Source organism: Kitasatospora sp. NPDC058184, from assembly GCF_042883725.1.
GTDB lineage: Bacteria > Actinomycetota > Actinomycetes > Streptomycetales > Streptomycetaceae > Kitasatospora.
In genome coordinates this window covers 124,623-139,446 of the sequence record NZ_JBHVVE010000018.1, presented here as the reverse complement: position 1 = coordinate 139,446, position 14,824 = coordinate 124,623, and the positions used below count along the sequence as shown (strand labels likewise).

At 73.8% G+C, this 14,824-nt stretch carries 15 protein-coding genes; 7 read left to right on the top strand and 8 right to left on the bottom strand.

Annotated features, from left to right (window positions below; translation table 11 throughout):
* Positions 1 to 10: 10 nt before the first annotated feature.
* From ACFVXH_RS29785 to ACFVXH_RS29760, 6 genes are read right to left on the bottom strand one after another with little or no spacing between them, the layout of a single operon-like run.
* Positions 11 to 1,045: a threonine aldolase family protein gene (locus ACFVXH_RS29785; protein WP_387828823.1), complete on the bottom strand. Its 1,035-nt coding sequence runs from the start codon at positions 1,043 to 1,045 to the stop codon at positions 11 to 13.
* Positions 1,042 to 1,827 carry a thioesterase II family protein gene (locus ACFVXH_RS29780; RefSeq protein WP_387828821.1) on the bottom strand — a complete coding sequence of 262 codons (786 nt, stop codon included), beginning with the start codon at positions 1,825 to 1,827 and terminating at the stop codon, positions 1,042 to 1,044. The genes ACFVXH_RS29785 and ACFVXH_RS29780 overlap by 4 nt, the downstream gene beginning before the upstream one ends.
* Positions 1,828 to 1,852: 25 nt before the next feature.
* Entirely contained in the window at positions 1,853 to 3,310 is a 1,458-nt protein-coding gene (locus ACFVXH_RS29775) for an amino acid adenylation domain-containing protein (RefSeq protein WP_380777999.1), read from the bottom strand.
* A gap of 5 nt (positions 3,311 to 3,315) precedes the next feature.
* Positions 3,316 to 4,542 (bottom strand): cytochrome P450, encoded by a 1,227-nt coding sequence (locus ACFVXH_RS29770; protein WP_049652117.1) that lies wholly within the window; start codon positions 4,540 to 4,542, stop codon positions 3,316 to 3,318.
* Positions 4,539 to 4,832, bottom strand: coding sequence for an acyl carrier protein (locus ACFVXH_RS29765; protein WP_074004520.1), 294 nt, complete (start codon positions 4,830 to 4,832; stop codon positions 4,539 to 4,541). Before ACFVXH_RS29765 ends, ACFVXH_RS29770 begins: the two co-directional genes overlap by 4 nt.
* 11 nt (positions 4,833 to 4,843) lie before the next feature.
* Positions 4,844 to 5,374 (bottom strand): adenine phosphoribosyltransferase, encoded by a 531-nt coding sequence (locus ACFVXH_RS29760; RefSeq protein ID WP_049652115.1) that lies wholly within the window; start codon positions 5,372 to 5,374, stop codon positions 4,844 to 4,846.
* A 664-nt stretch (positions 5,375 to 6,038) separates the two neighbouring features.
* On the opposite strand from ACFVXH_RS29760, the gene ACFVXH_RS29755 reads away from it, so the two are divergent.
* On the top strand, positions 6,039 to 6,680 hold the full coding sequence (locus ACFVXH_RS29755; RefSeq protein WP_387828818.1) for an HAD family hydrolase: 642 nt from the start codon (positions 6,039 to 6,041) through the stop codon (positions 6,678 to 6,680).
* A gap of 138 nt (positions 6,681 to 6,818) precedes the next feature.
* Here ACFVXH_RS29755 and ACFVXH_RS29750 read toward each other — a convergent pair whose 3' ends face one another.
* Entirely contained in the window at positions 6,819 to 8,315 is a 1,497-nt protein-coding gene (locus ACFVXH_RS29750; RefSeq protein WP_375875419.1) for an IMP dehydrogenase, read from the bottom strand.
* Positions 8,316 to 8,861: 546 nt separating this feature from the next.
* Here ACFVXH_RS29750 and ACFVXH_RS29745 point away from each other — a divergent pair.
* From ACFVXH_RS29745 to ACFVXH_RS29720, 6 genes are all read left to right on the top strand, one after another.
* Entirely contained in the window at positions 8,862 to 9,050 is a 189-nt protein-coding gene (locus tag ACFVXH_RS29745; protein ID WP_049652112.1) for a DUF1508 domain-containing protein, read from the top strand.
* A 198-nt stretch (positions 9,051 to 9,248) separates the two neighbouring features.
* Positions 9,249 to 10,466 (top strand): glycosyltransferase family 1 protein, encoded by a 1,218-nt coding sequence (locus ACFVXH_RS29740; RefSeq protein WP_079272522.1) that lies wholly within the window; start codon positions 9,249 to 9,251, stop codon positions 10,464 to 10,466.
* Positions 10,463 to 11,698: a glycosyltransferase gene (locus tag ACFVXH_RS29735; RefSeq protein ID WP_387828815.1), complete on the top strand. Its 1,236-nt coding sequence runs from the start codon at positions 10,463 to 10,465 to the stop codon at positions 11,696 to 11,698. Before ACFVXH_RS29740 ends, ACFVXH_RS29735 begins: the two co-directional genes overlap by 4 nt.
* Positions 11,695 to 12,579: an SGNH/GDSL hydrolase family protein gene (locus tag ACFVXH_RS29730; protein WP_387828813.1), complete on the top strand. Its 885-nt coding sequence runs from the start codon at positions 11,695 to 11,697 to the stop codon at positions 12,577 to 12,579. The genes ACFVXH_RS29735 and ACFVXH_RS29730 overlap by 4 nt, the downstream gene beginning before the upstream one ends.
* Positions 12,580 to 12,713: 134 nt before the next feature.
* The gene (locus ACFVXH_RS29725; RefSeq protein ID WP_117492302.1) at positions 12,714 to 13,061 is read left to right on the top strand and encodes a VOC family protein; all 348 of its coding nucleotides are present in this window, start codon (positions 12,714 to 12,716) and stop codon (positions 13,059 to 13,061) included.
* A gap of 108 nt (positions 13,062 to 13,169) precedes the next feature.
* Complete coding sequence (locus tag ACFVXH_RS29720; RefSeq protein ID WP_387828811.1) at positions 13,170 to 14,330, top strand: NUDIX domain-containing protein; 1,161 nt, start codon at positions 13,170 to 13,172, stop codon at positions 14,328 to 14,330.
* A 105-nt stretch (positions 14,331 to 14,435) separates the two neighbouring features.
* On the opposite strand, the gene ACFVXH_RS29715 is transcribed toward ACFVXH_RS29720, so the two are convergent.
* Positions 14,436 to 14,810: a hypothetical protein gene (locus ACFVXH_RS29715; RefSeq protein WP_049652052.1), complete on the bottom strand. Its 375-nt coding sequence runs from the start codon at positions 14,808 to 14,810 to the stop codon at positions 14,436 to 14,438.
* Between the last annotated feature and the right edge of the window lie 14 nt (positions 14,811 to 14,824).

Sequence of the window (14,824 nt, the reverse complement as noted above, 5' to 3'; positions counted from 1 at the left end):
CTACACGTGCTCAGTTGCCCGTGGCCAGTTGGGCGACAGCCTCGGCGACCGTCAGTGCCGCCCGCTCGCACTGCTGCTTGTCGACGTCCAAGTGGGCCACCAGGCGGACCGTTTGCGGTCCCATCACCGAGACCCTAACGCCGGACGCCGCGCAGAGCTCCTGCACCCCTGCCGCGTCGGGCACTTCCACGAACACCAGGTTGGTCTGCGGCTCCCGGACGTCCAGTCCGCCGTCGCGCAGCAGACCGGCGATCAGGGCCGCGTTCGCGTGGTCCTCGGCCATCCGACCGATGTTGTGCTCGAAGGCGTGGATGGCGGCGGCGGCCAGGATCCCGGTCTGCCGCATGGAGCCGCCCATCCGGTGCCGCATGACCCGGGCCTCCTCCACGCGGTCGGCGTCCAGGAGCAGCACGGTGCCGGCGGGCGCGCCGAGCCCCTTGGAGAAGCAGAGGGACAGCGTGTCGAAACAGGCTCCGTAGGCCTCGAAGGGGACGCCGCTGGCGACGTGGGCGTTCCAGATCCGGGCGCCGTCGCAGTGCACCGTGACCCCGGCCTCGCGGGTGACCCGCCGGATCTCCTCCAGCGCGGCCAGCGGGTACACCACACCGCCCGCGGCGTTGTGGGTGTTCTCCACCGCCACCGCCCGGGTCCCGCTGCCGTAGGCGGTGGCGGGACGGATCATCCGGGCGAGCACCTCCGGGTCGATCAGGCCGTCCTCGGAGACCGTCGTCCGGGTCAGGATCCCGCCGTGCCAGGCGACTCCGCCGTCCTCGTAGAGGAGGAAGTGCGCGCCGGCGTCGGCCAGCAGCTCCTGCCCGGGCGGCACCAGCAGCCGGAGCGCGAGCTGGTTGGCCATGACCCCGCTGGGCAGGAACAGCGCGCCGGTGAACCCGAAGGCGTCGGCGAGCATCCGTTCCAGCCGGATCACCGTGGGGTCGTCGCCGAGGGTGTCGTCACCGACCTCGGCGGCGGCCATGGCGGCTCGCATGGCCCCGCTGGGCCTGGTGACGGTGTCGCTCCGCAGGTCGATGGTCTGGCTGGTCACGGCGCTCCCTTGGGGTCGGGTGCCGAACGGACGGCCGGGGCACCGGTGAGGGCGCCGAGGCTGTCCGTCAGGCAGTCGAAGAAGAGGTCCGGGTGGTCCCGGAAGTAGAAGTGGCCGCCCGGAAGGATCCGGACGTCGGACGGGCCGGTGGTGTGCCGGCCCCACTCGCGCAGCCTGCTCTCGTCCTCCCAGTCGTCCGTGCCGCCGAGCGCGAGGACGGGGCAGCTCAGCGGGGCGGTCGGGACGTGCCGGTAGGTCGCGACGACGGTCAGGTCCGCGTGCAGGTTGGCCAGGTACAGCTCGCGCATCCGCGGGTCGTTCCCGAGTTCCGGCGGCAGCGGCCCGTACCGCTCCTCGACCCGGGGGACGAAGTCGACGCCGTCGAGGAGGTGGAGCGGCAGTCCGGGGCGGTGCAGGTGCGGGGGGCCGTTCACGGACACGATGAGCCGCTCCGGCTCCGGGCGTCCGAGCGCCCGCAGCGCGACGGCCGTCTCGTAGGCGACGATCGCGCCGAGGCTGTGCCCCAGGAAGGCGTACGGGCCGGTGAACTCGGCCTGTTCCGTCAACGCGCCGACCAGCTCCCGCAGGTCGGTCATGGCCGGCTCCCGCATCCTGCTTCCGCGGCCCGGGAGTTGGACCCCCCACACCTCGACCTCGGCGGGGAGCCGGTCCGCCCAGCGCAGGTACTCGCCGGGCGAACCGCCGCTGTGCGGGAAGCAGTAGAGGCGCAGGGCGGCGTCGGGGCGACGCTGACGGCACATCAGCCAACGGGGTGCTGCCACGGTCGTCCCCACCTCCTTCCGTCGGTCAGTTCTTCTGCAGCAGCGTGTCGTGGGCCAGCTCGTCGATCGCGCCGTGGTCGACCTTGCCGTTGGGCAGCACGGGCAGCCGGGGCAGCGCCACGATGCGGCTCGGTACGGCGACGGCCGGCAGGCGTTCGATGAGGTGCGCCCGGAGGCTGCGCCGGTCGACCTCCCCGGTGGTCGGGCTGACGAAGCCGACCACCTTCTTCCGCCCCTGGACGGTGCAGACGCCGACCGCGGCCGCCGCCACGTCCCGGTGGGTGCGCAGCGCCTGTTCGATCTCGGAGCGGTCGACGCGCATCCCGCCGAGTTTGAGCTGGTGGTCGGCCCGGCCGTGGAAGCGCAGTTCGGCCCCGGCGGTGACGGACACGATGTCCCCCGTGCGGTAGAGCTCGCGGGCCGGCTCGGCGAGGCCCGGTCCGCCGATGTGGAGCTCCCCGGGCTCCCCGGGCGGTACGGCGGCGCCGGCGGCGGAGCGGACGTAGAGGCTGGTCCCGGGGACGGCGCCGCCGATCGGCACGTCCGGGAGGTCCGCGTCCACCGGGGTGCACTCGTGGACGGCGCTCCACACCGTGCACTCCGTCGGGCCGTACTCGTTGTAGAGCCGGGTGCCCGGGAGCGCGTCGAAGTGCTGCCGGACCAGGTCGGGCGGGCAGGCCTCCCCGGCGACGATCACCGTGGAGAGCGTGCCGGCCCGCTCGGCGAGGCCGCCGCGCAGGGCGATGTCGTAGAGCGACGGGAGCATGAGCAGGTGCGACGCCCGGTGGTCCCGCGCGGCCCGGCCGACCGCCAGCAGGTCCGCCGGGCGGTCGCTCGGGATGACCAGTCGGCCGCCGCAGGCCAGGGTCCAGTAGATGCCGGCGACCGAGCTGTCGAAGGAGATCGACGAACAGAGCAGGAAGGTGGAGACCGGCGTCGGGTAGTACGCGAGCCGGGCCGCGGTCGAGGCCGCCAGCGCGGCGGCGGAGATCGTGACGCCCTTCGGCCGGCCGGTCGACCCGCTGGTGAAGCAGGTGTACGCCAGGGTGCCGCGGACGGTCCCGCCCCGGGGGCCGTCGGTGTCGGCCGGCACCGTGCGGAGGCCGTCGAGCCGGACGTCCAGCCCGGGCTCCGACACCGCGAACCGCGCGCCGCTGGCCTCCGCGATGTAGCGCTGCCTGGCGACCGGGAACCCCGCGTCCACGGGGACGTACCGCGCTCCGGCCCGCAGCACCCCGAGCATGGCGACGACCGCCCAGCGGGACAGCCGCGCGTGCACGACGACCGGGCTGTCCGGCTCCACCCCGGCGGCCCGCAGCGCGGTGGCGACCACGGCGGACCGCTCGTCCAGCTCGGCGTGGTCGAGCGATCCCCCGGCGTCCACGACCGCCGCGCCCCGGCCCCGGAACGGTTCGACCAGGTCGAGGATGTGCGGCGGGGCGTCGAGCGGCACGACCGGCAGGTCCGGTACCCAGTGGGTCATCCGCCTCAGCCCTTCACGGTGGCCCCGCGGGGCACGCCCGCGACGGGCACCCGCTTGAAGCCGGCCAGGAACGTCGAGTGCATCCGCTCGATCCCGCCGACCACCTCGATCGAGGAGAACGTCGCGAACAGCTCGGTGAACAGCAGGCGCAGGGCCAGCCGGGCGAGGTGCGAGCCGACGCAGTAGTGGTGGCCGACGCCGAAGGCGAGGTGCCGGTTGGGGCGGCGCCGGATGTCGAACACGTCGGGGTCGGGGAAGACCTCGGCATCCCGGTTGGCCGAGGCGAGGTAGGCGACCACGGCGTCGCCCTCGGCGATCCGCACGCCGGAGAGTTCGACCGGCTGGAGCGCGTAGCGCATGAAGTTGCTGGCCGGCGTGGCCCAGCGCAGGGCCTCCTCGATGCCGGAGTCCAGCAGCTCCGGGTGCGAGGCCCAGTCCTCGTACCGCGGGCTGCCGGCCAGTTCGACGATCGCGGCGATCGGGACGTGCGGCAGCGTTCCGGCCGAACCCAGCAGCATGCTGTAGCAGTTGGAGATCACCGAGCCGGTCGAGATGGGCTCGCCGTCCACCTCGGTCTCGGCCAGCACGCTGATCAGGTCGTCGCCGGGATCCCGCAGCCGGGCCCGGACCAGGTCCGAGAAGTAGGCGAAGATCTCCCGGTGGCCGCGCTTGAGGGTCGGCTCCACGCCGCCCGGCAGCTGGAACTCCGGGTCCTCCTCCGCCGTCGACATCATGGCCAGGCGGATGAGGCGCTCGTGGTCCTCGGCGGGCAGCCCGAGGATGGGGCTGAGGGCGACCAGGGGCAGCCGGGCCATCGCGACCGCGAAGTCGAAGGGCTGTCCGTCGGCTCCGGGGGCGAGCAGGTCACGGATGCCGGCCTGGATCCGGTCGGAGAACGAGGCGAGCGGCTTGACGGCGAGGGCCTGCTTGAGCGGGATCCGCGCCCGGTCGTGGTGCGGCGGGTCGGTCGCCGCCAGCTGCTTCCCGGCCGCCGGGTCGCCTCGGCCGAGCAGGTTGAGCAGGGTGCCCCGCTCCGAGGTGAAGGCGGAGTAGTCGTGCAGCACCCGCTCGACGTCGGCGTACCGGGTGACGACCCAGTAGCCCCCGCCACGGCCGGAGTTCGGCTGCCAGTGGACCGGGTCGTGTTCGCGGAGGCGGCGCCAGACCTCGTGCGGTTCGCCCTGGGAGTAGAGCGCGGGATCGGTGAGGTCTCCCGCCGTGCCGGTGCTCACTGCCGGCCTCCCGGGTACGCCTCGGCCGTCCCGGGCCGGGCCGCCGCCACCGCCTCTTCGATCACCTGGGTCAACTCCGCGATGGTGGGCGACAGGAAGAGGGTCGTGGCCGACACCTCCACCCCGAATTCCCGGTCGATGTCCCCCTGCAGTTCCGCGGCGGTCAGCGAGTCGCCGCCGAGTTCGAAGAAGTCCTCGTCCAGGCCGATCGACGAGATCTCCAGCCGGGCGGCCCATAATTGTGTGAGGCGTTCCTGGACCGACGTCTGCCGTGCTGTTTCCACTGCCACGAGCAACTCCCTTACGCGTCGAAGGAATAGACCGAGAAGAGAGGCACGCTCACGCGCGACCTTCCCTTCAGGAACGACTTCTCGATCAAGCACGTGATTCCGACCACCGTGGCGCCCAGCTCCTCGAGCATTTCCACGGCGGCCGCCACCGAGTTCCCGGTCGCGACGATGTCGTCATGGATGAGGACCCGGGCACCGGGCGGCACCAGGTCCTTGCGAATCTCGATCCGGTCGGTCGAGTATTCGCCGGAGAACGTCCGCCCCACCGTCTCGCCCGGCAGCTTCCCCTCTTTGCGAATGGCCAGGAAGCCGCAGCCCAGGCGGTCCGCCAGGGCCCCACCGAGGATGAAGCCGCGCGCGTCTATGCCGGCGACGTAGTCCGGGGCGAGTGGAGTCGACCACTCCGTGAGGCCGTCGATCGCCGCACCGAAGGACTCCCGGCTGGCCAGGACGGGCATGACGTCGCGAAACGCCACGCCGGCCCGGAAGTCCTTGAACACTGGAACCGTTGATTCGCCGTCCCGCTGATGACCGGTCTTCATGAGTCCTCCTTGCTGCCGTACGGCAGTGAAAGGTCCCGGCGAGCGCTCGAGCCCGTGAGCAGTCGGGCACGTGAGCACGTGAGCACGCGGGTACGTGAGCACGCGGGCACGCCAGGAAAGGCCTGCTACTGAAAGTGGTTCCGGATTTGCAGAGTGAGGGGGACGATCCGCCATCATGCCGAAGCGGCCGATGCGCCTGCCCGGGGAAACGGTTCTCCTGCGCCGGAAATCTCATCGGCGGGCTCTTCCAGAGCCGGGAGCCCCCTGGGCACGTTCACGCAGCCCGTGGCAGTCGGATCACTGGTCAACACCAGAACTTCATCGGCAAACACAGCCCCCCGGTTGATTCCGCACCGCTAGCTGGCGTGTTCATGACGCTACAGACGAAGCTACATCGCGGGCGACCCCTCGGCAAGATCGCCTGGTCTTTCATCCAGAGGGAAACAGCAATTGACGGTGAGTCAGGCCGAAAATGCCCTGGCCGCACCGACATTGGCGTCGAAATCATCGGGTCCGCCGGATTGCGGGTGGTTTGCCGGAGTCGTCCGCCTGCGACTCCTCCACGCGCCCAGCGGGAACCCGACCTGTCGCCAAGCATCAGGCCCTCAGGTCTGACGAAGTCTCAAACTTGCTTCCCCACAAGCTTGGTCGGATCATTGCTGCCATGAACACGACCGAGATCAACGCGTCCCCCGCACCCGCACTGACCATAGGGTTCGACCTCGACATGACGCTGGCCGACGGCCGGCCGGGCATCAAGGCGGTGCTGGACATGGTGGCGGCCGAGACGGGGGTCGCCATCGACAGCGACCTGGCGATCACCCGCGTCGGCCCGCCGATCGAGGAGGAGCTGGCCAACTGGTTCCCCGCCGACGAGGTGGACGCGGCCGCCGACCGGTACCGGGCGCTGTTCCCCCAATACGGCGCCCCGGTGGGCGAGTTGCTGCCCGGCGCGCTGGAGGCGATCGCCGCCGTCCACCGGCACGGCGGTCGGACGATCGTCGTCACCGGCAAGTTCGAGCCCAACGCCCGGCTGAACCTCGCCGCGCTCGGCATCAAGGTCGACGACGTCTTCGGCTCGGTCTTCGCCGACCGCAAGGGCGCCGTCCTGCGCGAGCAGGGCGCCTCCGTCTACGTCGGCGACCACCTCGGCGACATCACCGGGGCGCGGGCCGGCGGCGCCCTCGCGGTGACCGTGGCCACCGGGCCGTTCACCGCGGACCAACTGCGCGAGGCGGGTGCCGACGTCGTCCTGAAGGACCTGGCCGAGTTCCCGGGGTGGCTCGACGCCCACCTCGTCGGCTGACGGCACCGGACCCGCGGGTGGTCGAGCCTCCGGCTCTCGATCACCCGCGGGTCCGGTCATGCACGGGCCCGGTCGCCCGCGGGGCCCTTCAGCGGGGTTCCGCGTCCCGAGCCGCGTCGCGACCGCTCACGCCGTTGCTCAGGCGACCGTCCCGGAGGTGTCCCGCAGGGTGACGCTCGCGTGGCTCTCCTGGAAGCTCTGCTCGGACACCAGGGTCAGCCGCGCGGTGGACTGGAACTCCGGCAGCGTCACGGAACCGCAGGAGACCATGGTGGACTTGATCTTCGCCATGGTGGTGGCCAGGCCCTCGTTGAGGTCGCCGGCGTAGGGAACGTAGCCGTCGACCCCCTCCTCGAAGACCAGCCCCTGACCGCCCTGGCCGTAGCGCTGCCAGTTGCGGGCACGGTTGGAGCCCTCGCCCCAGTACTCCTTGACGAAGCCGTCCCTGGTCGGGACCTTCGCGCCGGGTGCCTGGTCGAAGCGGGCGAAGTACCGCCCCATCATGACGAAGTCCGCGCCCATCGCCAGCGCCAGGGCCACGTGGTAGTCCTCCACCAGGCCGCCGTCGGAGCAGAGCGGCACGTAGTCGCCGGTGCGCTCCAGGAAGGCGTCCCGGGCGGCGGCGACGTCGAGGACGGCGCTGGCCTGGCCCCGGCCGATGCCCTTCTGGTCGCGCGTGATGCAGATGGAGCCGCCGCCCACACCGATCTTCACGAAGTCGGCGCCGGCCTCGGCGAGGAACGTGAACGCCTCGCCGTCCACCACGTTGCCGCCGCCGATCGGGATCTCCGGGTAGTTCTTCTTCGTCCAGGTCAGCGCCTCCGCCTGCCAGTCGCTGTAGCCGTCGGACGAGTCGAAGCACAGGACGTCCGCGCCCGCCTCCAACAGGGCCGGAACCCGCTCGCGGTAGTCGTGGGTGTTGACGCCCGCGCCCACGCGCAGGCGCTTGCCACCGTCCACGACCTGGTTCGGGAAGCGCTTGTTGTCCGCGTAGTCGGACCGGAACACCAGGTGCTGGAGGTGCCCCTCGCCGTCCAGCACCGGGAGGCAGTCCAGCCGCTCCTCCCACAGCCTCGCGTTCGCCTCGGAGAGGGTGACGTCGCCGCCCGCGTGGGGCAGCTCGCCGAGGGGGGTCATCCGGCCGCTGACGGGGCCGTCGAGGTCGTGCCGCTGGGGGTGGAAGTCGCGCGAGGTCACCAGGCCGAGCAGGCGCCCGGTCGCGGTCCCGTCGTGGGTGACGGCGGCGGTGCTGTGGCCGGTCCGGCGCATCACCGCGACCAGGTCGCGGAGGGTGTCGTCGGGCCGGACGTTGGTGTCGCTGGTGACGAAACCGGCCTTGAAGTTCTTCACCTTCCGGACGGCCGCCGCCTGTTCCTCGACCGGCTGGTTGTGGTGGATGAAGCTCAGACCGCCGTTGCGGGCGAGCGCGATCGCGAGCTCCGGGGAGCTGACCGCCTGCATGATCGCCGACACGAACGGGGCGTGCAGCTCGATCGCCGAGGCCTCGCCCACCCGGTGCCGCACCAGGGGCGTCCGGAGATCAACGGCCGCGGGCCCGCAGTCGGTCCGAGTCCGGTTCGGGAGCAGCAGGTACTCGTTGAACGTCCGCGACACCTCGGCGATGATCTGTGCCATGCATTCCTCCTGATCCCGAGCGGGCGGCGCCGGTCGGCCCGACCGCGAAGACCGCGCCCGTGCCCGACGGCTCGACCGGTCAGGTTCACGGACGGGCACGGCGGAGCTCCGCCCCACCAGGGCGCGCATCCTGACCGGGCCTCAGGTGCGAGGCGCGGCAGTTGACTACGCACCTTATCGACTGCCCGACTTGTTGACGAATCACCGTCATCGCCGTCGGCGGCTCCCGCGGAGCGGTGCGCCCGACGGTACGGACACGGAGAACCGAGGTGTCGTCAAAGACACTTGACGACGCGGACGGCTCCGGTCGGGCGGCGGTCCCCGGGCCGGAGGCTCCACGCGCGGGTGGGGCGGGACCGGCCCGTCGCCTCCGCGCGTGGGCCGTTCGCCTGCTCGCCCGGTCGCCCGGCGGGGCCCGGGAGCGCGGCCGGTCGGCGACGCCGCGCGGCGGTGTGACCCGAACGGGTCCGGTCGGCGGGCGGCATGGTGGGGTGGGCCCTAGGTTGCGGTGCCAGGGGGTCATCCGAGCGGAAGGCTGTATCTGGCATGGCCGGGAAATTCGAACTGTACGTGGACGAGGGCGGCATGCACCGGTTCCGGCTCAAGGCGAGCAACGGGACGATCGTGGTGACCGGCGACCCGCAGGAGAGCAAGGACGACTGCCTGAGGAGCATCGCGTCGATCCGCAAGCTCGCGCCGTACGCGGAACTCAAGGAGACCGCCGGGTCGGTGTGACGGGCCGGGCCCCGACGCACGGGACGGTGTGACGGGCCGGGACGCGGGACGGTGTGACAGGCCGGGATCCGACGCACGGGACGGTGTGGCGGGCCCGGCTCCGGAGCGCGGGTCGGCGGTGCAAATCGCCGACCCGCGTTCGCCTCTACGACAGATCCCTTTGGCCGGGTGCACGCCGGACGCGGACAGAACACTGGCATGCGCGTCGTCATCGTCACCGAATCCTTCCCGCCCGAGGTCAACGGAGTCGCCCACAGCGTGCTGCGGACGGCCGAGCACCTGGTCCGCCGGGGCCACCGGCCCCTTGTCGTCACCCCCTCGCCGGCGCGGGGCGCCGAGTGCCCGCCGGAGACCTTCGGCGGCGGCGCGGCGCCGGAGATTCCCGTGGTGCGCATCCCGTCGGTGCCGCTGCCGGGATACCCCCAGGTACGGATCGCCCTGCCCAGTCGGCAGCTGGCGGCCGCCGTCGCCGGACACCGGCCGGACCTCGTCCACCTGGCCAGCCCGTTCGTGCTCGGCGCGCGCGGGATGCAGGTCGCGGCGCGGCTCGGGGTGCCCGCCGTCGCCGTCTACCAGACCGATCTGGCCGGGTACGCGCACGCCTACCGGGCCGGGCGGGGGCTCGGGGAGGCCGCCGCCTGGCGGCGGATCCGGGCCGTGCACCGCGCGGCCGCCCGTACCCTGGCGCCCTCCACCCCCGCCGCCCAGGACCTCACCGCGCACGGGGTGCCGAGGGTGCAGCTGTGGCCGCGCGGAGTGGACTCGGTGCGGTTCCACCCCCGGCACCGGGACGAGGCGCTGCACCGGGCGCTGGCCCCGGGCGGGGAGGTGCTGGTCGGGTACGTCGGACGGCTGGCGCCGGAGAAGCGGGTCGACCTGCTGGCGGCGGCCTCGGCACTGCCCGGGGTACGGGTGGTGGTCGTCGGGGACGGCCCCTCTGCGCCCGGGCTGAAGGCCTCGATGCCGGGCGCCGTGTTCCTCGGCCGGCGCACCGGGGACGAGCTCGCGCGCTGTTTCGCCACCCTGGACGTCTTCGTGCACACCGGTCCGCTGGAGACCTTCTGTCAGACCATCCAGGAGGCGATGGCCAGCGGCGTGCCGGTGATCGGCCCCGCGGCGGGCGGCCCGCTGGACCTGGTCGCCCACCACCGCACCGGCCTGCTGGTGCCGCCCCGGGACGCCGCCGCGGTGGCCCGGGCGGTCGCCGAGCTGGCCGCCGACCCGGCACGGCGGGCCGGGTACGGGCAGGCCGGGCGCGCCGAGGTGACCGCGCGCACCTGGGAGGCGGTCGGGGACCTGCTGCTGCGGCACTACGCCGAGGTGCTGGCGGAGCACCGCGGAGTGCGGCTGCCGTCCGCCGCCCCGGCGTCGGCCGCGCCGGTGGCGCCCGCCCTGTCGGAGGAGCTGCCGGCATGAGCTCCGTTCCCGACGGCGGGGCGCCTACGGCCGGCGCCTCGCCGATCGCCGGTGAGGCTCCGATCGCCGGTGAGACGCTGACGATCGTCCGGCTCGCCAACTTCGTCACCCCGGTCTCCGGCGGCCTGCGCACCGCACTGCGCCACCTCGGTGCCGGGTACCGGGCGGCCGGGCACCGCCCGGTACTGATCGTCCCCGGGGAGCGGCGCTCCGAGGAGGAGACCGAGCAGGGCGTGGTGGTCACCCTGCCCGGCCCGGTGCTGCCGGCCAGCGGCGGCTACCGGCTGCTCACCGACCGGCGGGCCGTCGCCGCCGAGCTGACCAGGTTCTCCCCCGACCGGCTGGAGGTGTCCGACCGCACCACGCTGCGCTGGACCGGCGCCTGGGCGCGGCGGCACGGCGTGCGCTCGGTGATGGTCTCGCACGAGAGCGCCGCCGGCCTGCTGCGCACCTGGGGCCTGCCCGGTCCGCTGGCGGGCGCGACGGCCGACCGGTTCAACGCGGCCACCGCCCGCGCCTACGACTCGGTGCTCTGCACCACCGACTGGGCGGCGGCGGAGTTCCGGCGGATCGGCACCCCGAACCTGGTCCGGGCCCCGCTGGGGGTGGACCTCGACGCGATGCGCCCGCTGCCGCCGACCGCACGGGCGGCCGAGCGGGCCCGGTACGCCGCTCCGGACGAGACGCTGCTGGTGCTCTGCTCCCGGCTCTCGGCGGAGAAGCGGCCCGAGCGGGCGATCGAGGCGCTGGCCGTCCTGCGGGCCCGGCGGCGGCCCGCGGTGCTGGTGGTGGCCGGCACCGGCCCGCTGCGGGACCGGCTGGCGGCGCGGGCCGCGCGGCTGCGGCTGCCGGTGCGCTTCCTCGGGCACCTGGGCGAGCGGGCGGAGCTGGCCCGACTGCTGGGCTGCGCGGACGTGGTGCTCGCCCCCGGCCCGGTGGAGACCTTCGGGCTGGCCGCGATGGAGTCACTGGCGTGCGGGACCCCGGTGGTGGTCAGCCGCTCCTCCGCGCTGCCCGGCCTGGTCGGGCTCGCCGGGGTGGCGGCCGTCGACACCGGCGACGGATTCGCCTCCGCCGTACGGCAGTTGCTGGGTCGGCCGGAGAAGCTGCGACGGGCCTCCGCCCGGGCCCAGGCCGAGCGGTACGGCTGGCCGGCGGCGGTGGCGGCGTTCCTTGCGGCGCACGGTGTACGCGACGACGAGGCGGTGGACGGAGGTCGGAGGTCGGGATGAGCATGCTGGAGGCCGGGCGTGGCCGGGCCGCGGAAGAACGCCCCACGGCCGACGAGCTGCTGCGCTTCGTCGCCCTCGGGGACTCGCTCACGGAGGGGGTCGGGGACCAGGTCGGCGAGGGCTGGCGCGGCTGGGCCGCCGTCCTCGCCCGCGCGCTGCCGCCCGAGGGTCGGGACGTCGAGTTCACCAACCTGGCGTACAGCGGGGCGCTCACCACGGAATTGACGACACGTCAGTTGCCGGGCGCGCTGGCTCTGCGGCCGCAGCTCGCGGCGGTGGTGGTCGGCGGCAACGACACCCTGCGCTCGGGCTTCGACATCCGGCGCGCCACCCTGGAACTGGACGCCACGATGGGGGAACTGTCCGGCCACGGCGCCAGGCTGCTGACCGCCTGCCTGCCCGACCCGGGCAGCCTGCTCCGGCTCCCGGCGCCGCTCGCCCGTCCCCTGGCGCGCCGGATGCGGGCGGTCAACACCGTGGTGCACGCCCTCACCGAACGCCACCGGGCGGTGCACCTGCACATCGCCGAGCTGCCGTGGCTCACGGAGCGCCGGCTGCTGAGCGTCGACCGCCTGCACCCCAGCGCCGAGGGCCACCACCTGATCGCCCGGCGCTTCCACGACCTGCTCACCGAGGCCGGCCACCCCCTCGGCCCGCCCCCGACCGCCGCCCCCGCCGAACCACCTCCGGGCCTGGCCGCCGACCTCTGGTGGATGGCCACCCGGGGCACCCGCTGGCTCGCCGCCCGCAGCACCGACCTCCTGCCGGGCCTGCTCGCACTGGCCGCCGCGGAGGGCGTCGCCCGCCTGCGCGGCGGGAGCCGGCGGCACGACGAGCAGATGGCCCGGGCCGCGGCGCAGGCCCTCGCCTCGCTGGGGTGAGGAGCGCGCCGGGGTGGCGGGGACGGCGAAGGCGGTGGAACCGGGGACTGTTGCGGAAGTGCGCGCGTCGGCGGGAGTGGCGTAGTACTTGTGGAGGGTCCCGGAGGCATTCCCGTTCTTGTCTGGAGTCGTCGATGTCCGTTCGCCGTGTCGTGCCCAACATCCGGTCGGAGGCCGCGCAGGAGAGCCGGGAGTTCTACGGCCTGCTGGGCTTCGAGGAGGTCATGAACCACGGCTGGATCATGACGCTCGCCTCCCCGTCCAGCCCGGCGGCGCAGGTCAGCTTCATGACCGGCGACAGGACCGCGCCGGTCACCCCCGACCTGAGCGTCGAGGTGGACGACGTGGACGCGGCCTACGCGGCCGTGCTGGCCGACGGTGCGGAGATCGTCCACCCCTTGCAGGACGAGGAGTGGGGCGTACGGCGGTTCTTCGTCCGCGACCCCAACGGCCGTGTGGTCAACGTCCTGGGCCACCGCTGACACCGCCGCTCCCCCGCGACCGGGGACGGTGCCGGTCACGGCCGGGATCGGCGGGGCCGTTCGGCGGGAACCATCGGGGTGGCCCGGGTTGTCGTGTCCGGGGAGAGCGTGACGGAGGGAGTCGGGGTGGAGAGCTCGGGCGCGGTGGGCCGGGACGTCATGGCGGCGGCGGGAGTGCTGTTCTCCGACGGGGCGGGGCGGCTGCTGGTGGTGCGGCTGCCGTACGACCGGAAGCATCCGGTGGCGATCCCGGGCGGCGGGTGGGAGCCGGCGGACCGGTCGCCGAGGGAGACCGCCCTGCGGGAGATCCGGGAGGAGCTGGGGTTCACGCCCCGGTTGGGGCCGCTGGCCGGCGTGGACTGGGCGCTGCTGCGCGAGGGCGACCGGCCGATCGTCGTGTACCTCTACTGGGCCGAGCCGCTGACGGCGGAGCAGGTGGCGGCGTTCCGGCCGGACACGGCGGAGGTCGGCGGCTGGACCTGGCTGACGGCGGAGCAGGCCGGACACGCCCTGCCACCGCGGCTGTCCCGCCGGGTGACGGCCTGTCTGCGGGCACCGCGCGACACCGGGCCGCTGGAGCTGGAGGACAGCCGGCCGGTCGGCCACACGCTCGCGCGGTTGCCCGCCGACGCGCCGGTGCCCGAGTACGCCGGACTGGCCGCCGCACCGGGGCTGACGCCGTCCGCCGAGGAGCCGCCGGAACCCTCGCAGCCGCCGATGGACCGGGCGACCTACTACGCCACCCGGCCGCGCATCCGGACCAAGGCGCGGGCACTGTTCACCGACGCCGCCGGCCGGGTGCTGCTGGTGCGGCTGCGGCCGTGGGACGGGCCGCTCGGGCAGGTGCCGCACTGGACGCTGCCGGGCGGCGGGGTCGAGGCGGACCGGGAGATGCCCCGGGCGGCCGCCCGGCGGGAGATCCGCGAGGAGCTCGGCTGGGACGTGGAACCGGGGCCACTGCTGGCGCTGGACTGGCAGCCGGGTGCGGCGGCCGACCCGGAGGCTGACCCGGCGACCGGCCGGGACACCGCCGTCCTGGTATACGTGTTCGACGGGGGCACGGTGACTGAGCGGATGCTCGGCTCCCTCGTGCTGCCGGAGGACGAGCTGGTCGAGTGGCGGCTCTGCGATCCGGCCGAGGCGCGGACGCTGCTGACCGGCCCGTCCTGGGACCGTACGGCCGCCGCACTGGCCGCCCGGGAACGGGCGGGCGGACCGGTCGAGCTGGTGCGCGGGCGGAGCGTCGGGCCGGACCTGCCGCAGGGGTGAGGCCGGGTGGACGGAGCCCGGCGGGGCGTGAGCCACCGCCGGGGCCTCGTCCGCTTCCTCGCACGTCGGGCGCGGTGGGCCGGCGCGGCGCTTCGGGGCGCCGCGTCAGACCTCCAGCTCGGCCTCGATCCGGCCCAACTGGTGGCGGGCCATCGCGAGGTTGGCGCGCGCCTTGTCCAGCGCGAGGTAGAGGAACAGGCCCTTGCCGGTACGGCCGGTGAGCGGGCGGATCAGGTGGTACTGGCTGGTCAGGGTGATCAGTATGTCCTCGATCCCGTCCTGGAGGCCGAGCATGTCCATGGTGCGCATCTTGGCGCGGACCACGTCGGTGTTGCCGGCGGCGGCGACGTTGAGGTCCAGGCCGCCGGGGCCGTCGAGGGTGGCCAGCGCCATGCCGCTGTTGTAGTCCACCAGGGCCGCGCCGATGGCGCCCTCGATGCTGGTCATGGCCTGCTTGAGCGCGCCGGCTGCGTCGGTCATCTGGGTAACTCCCG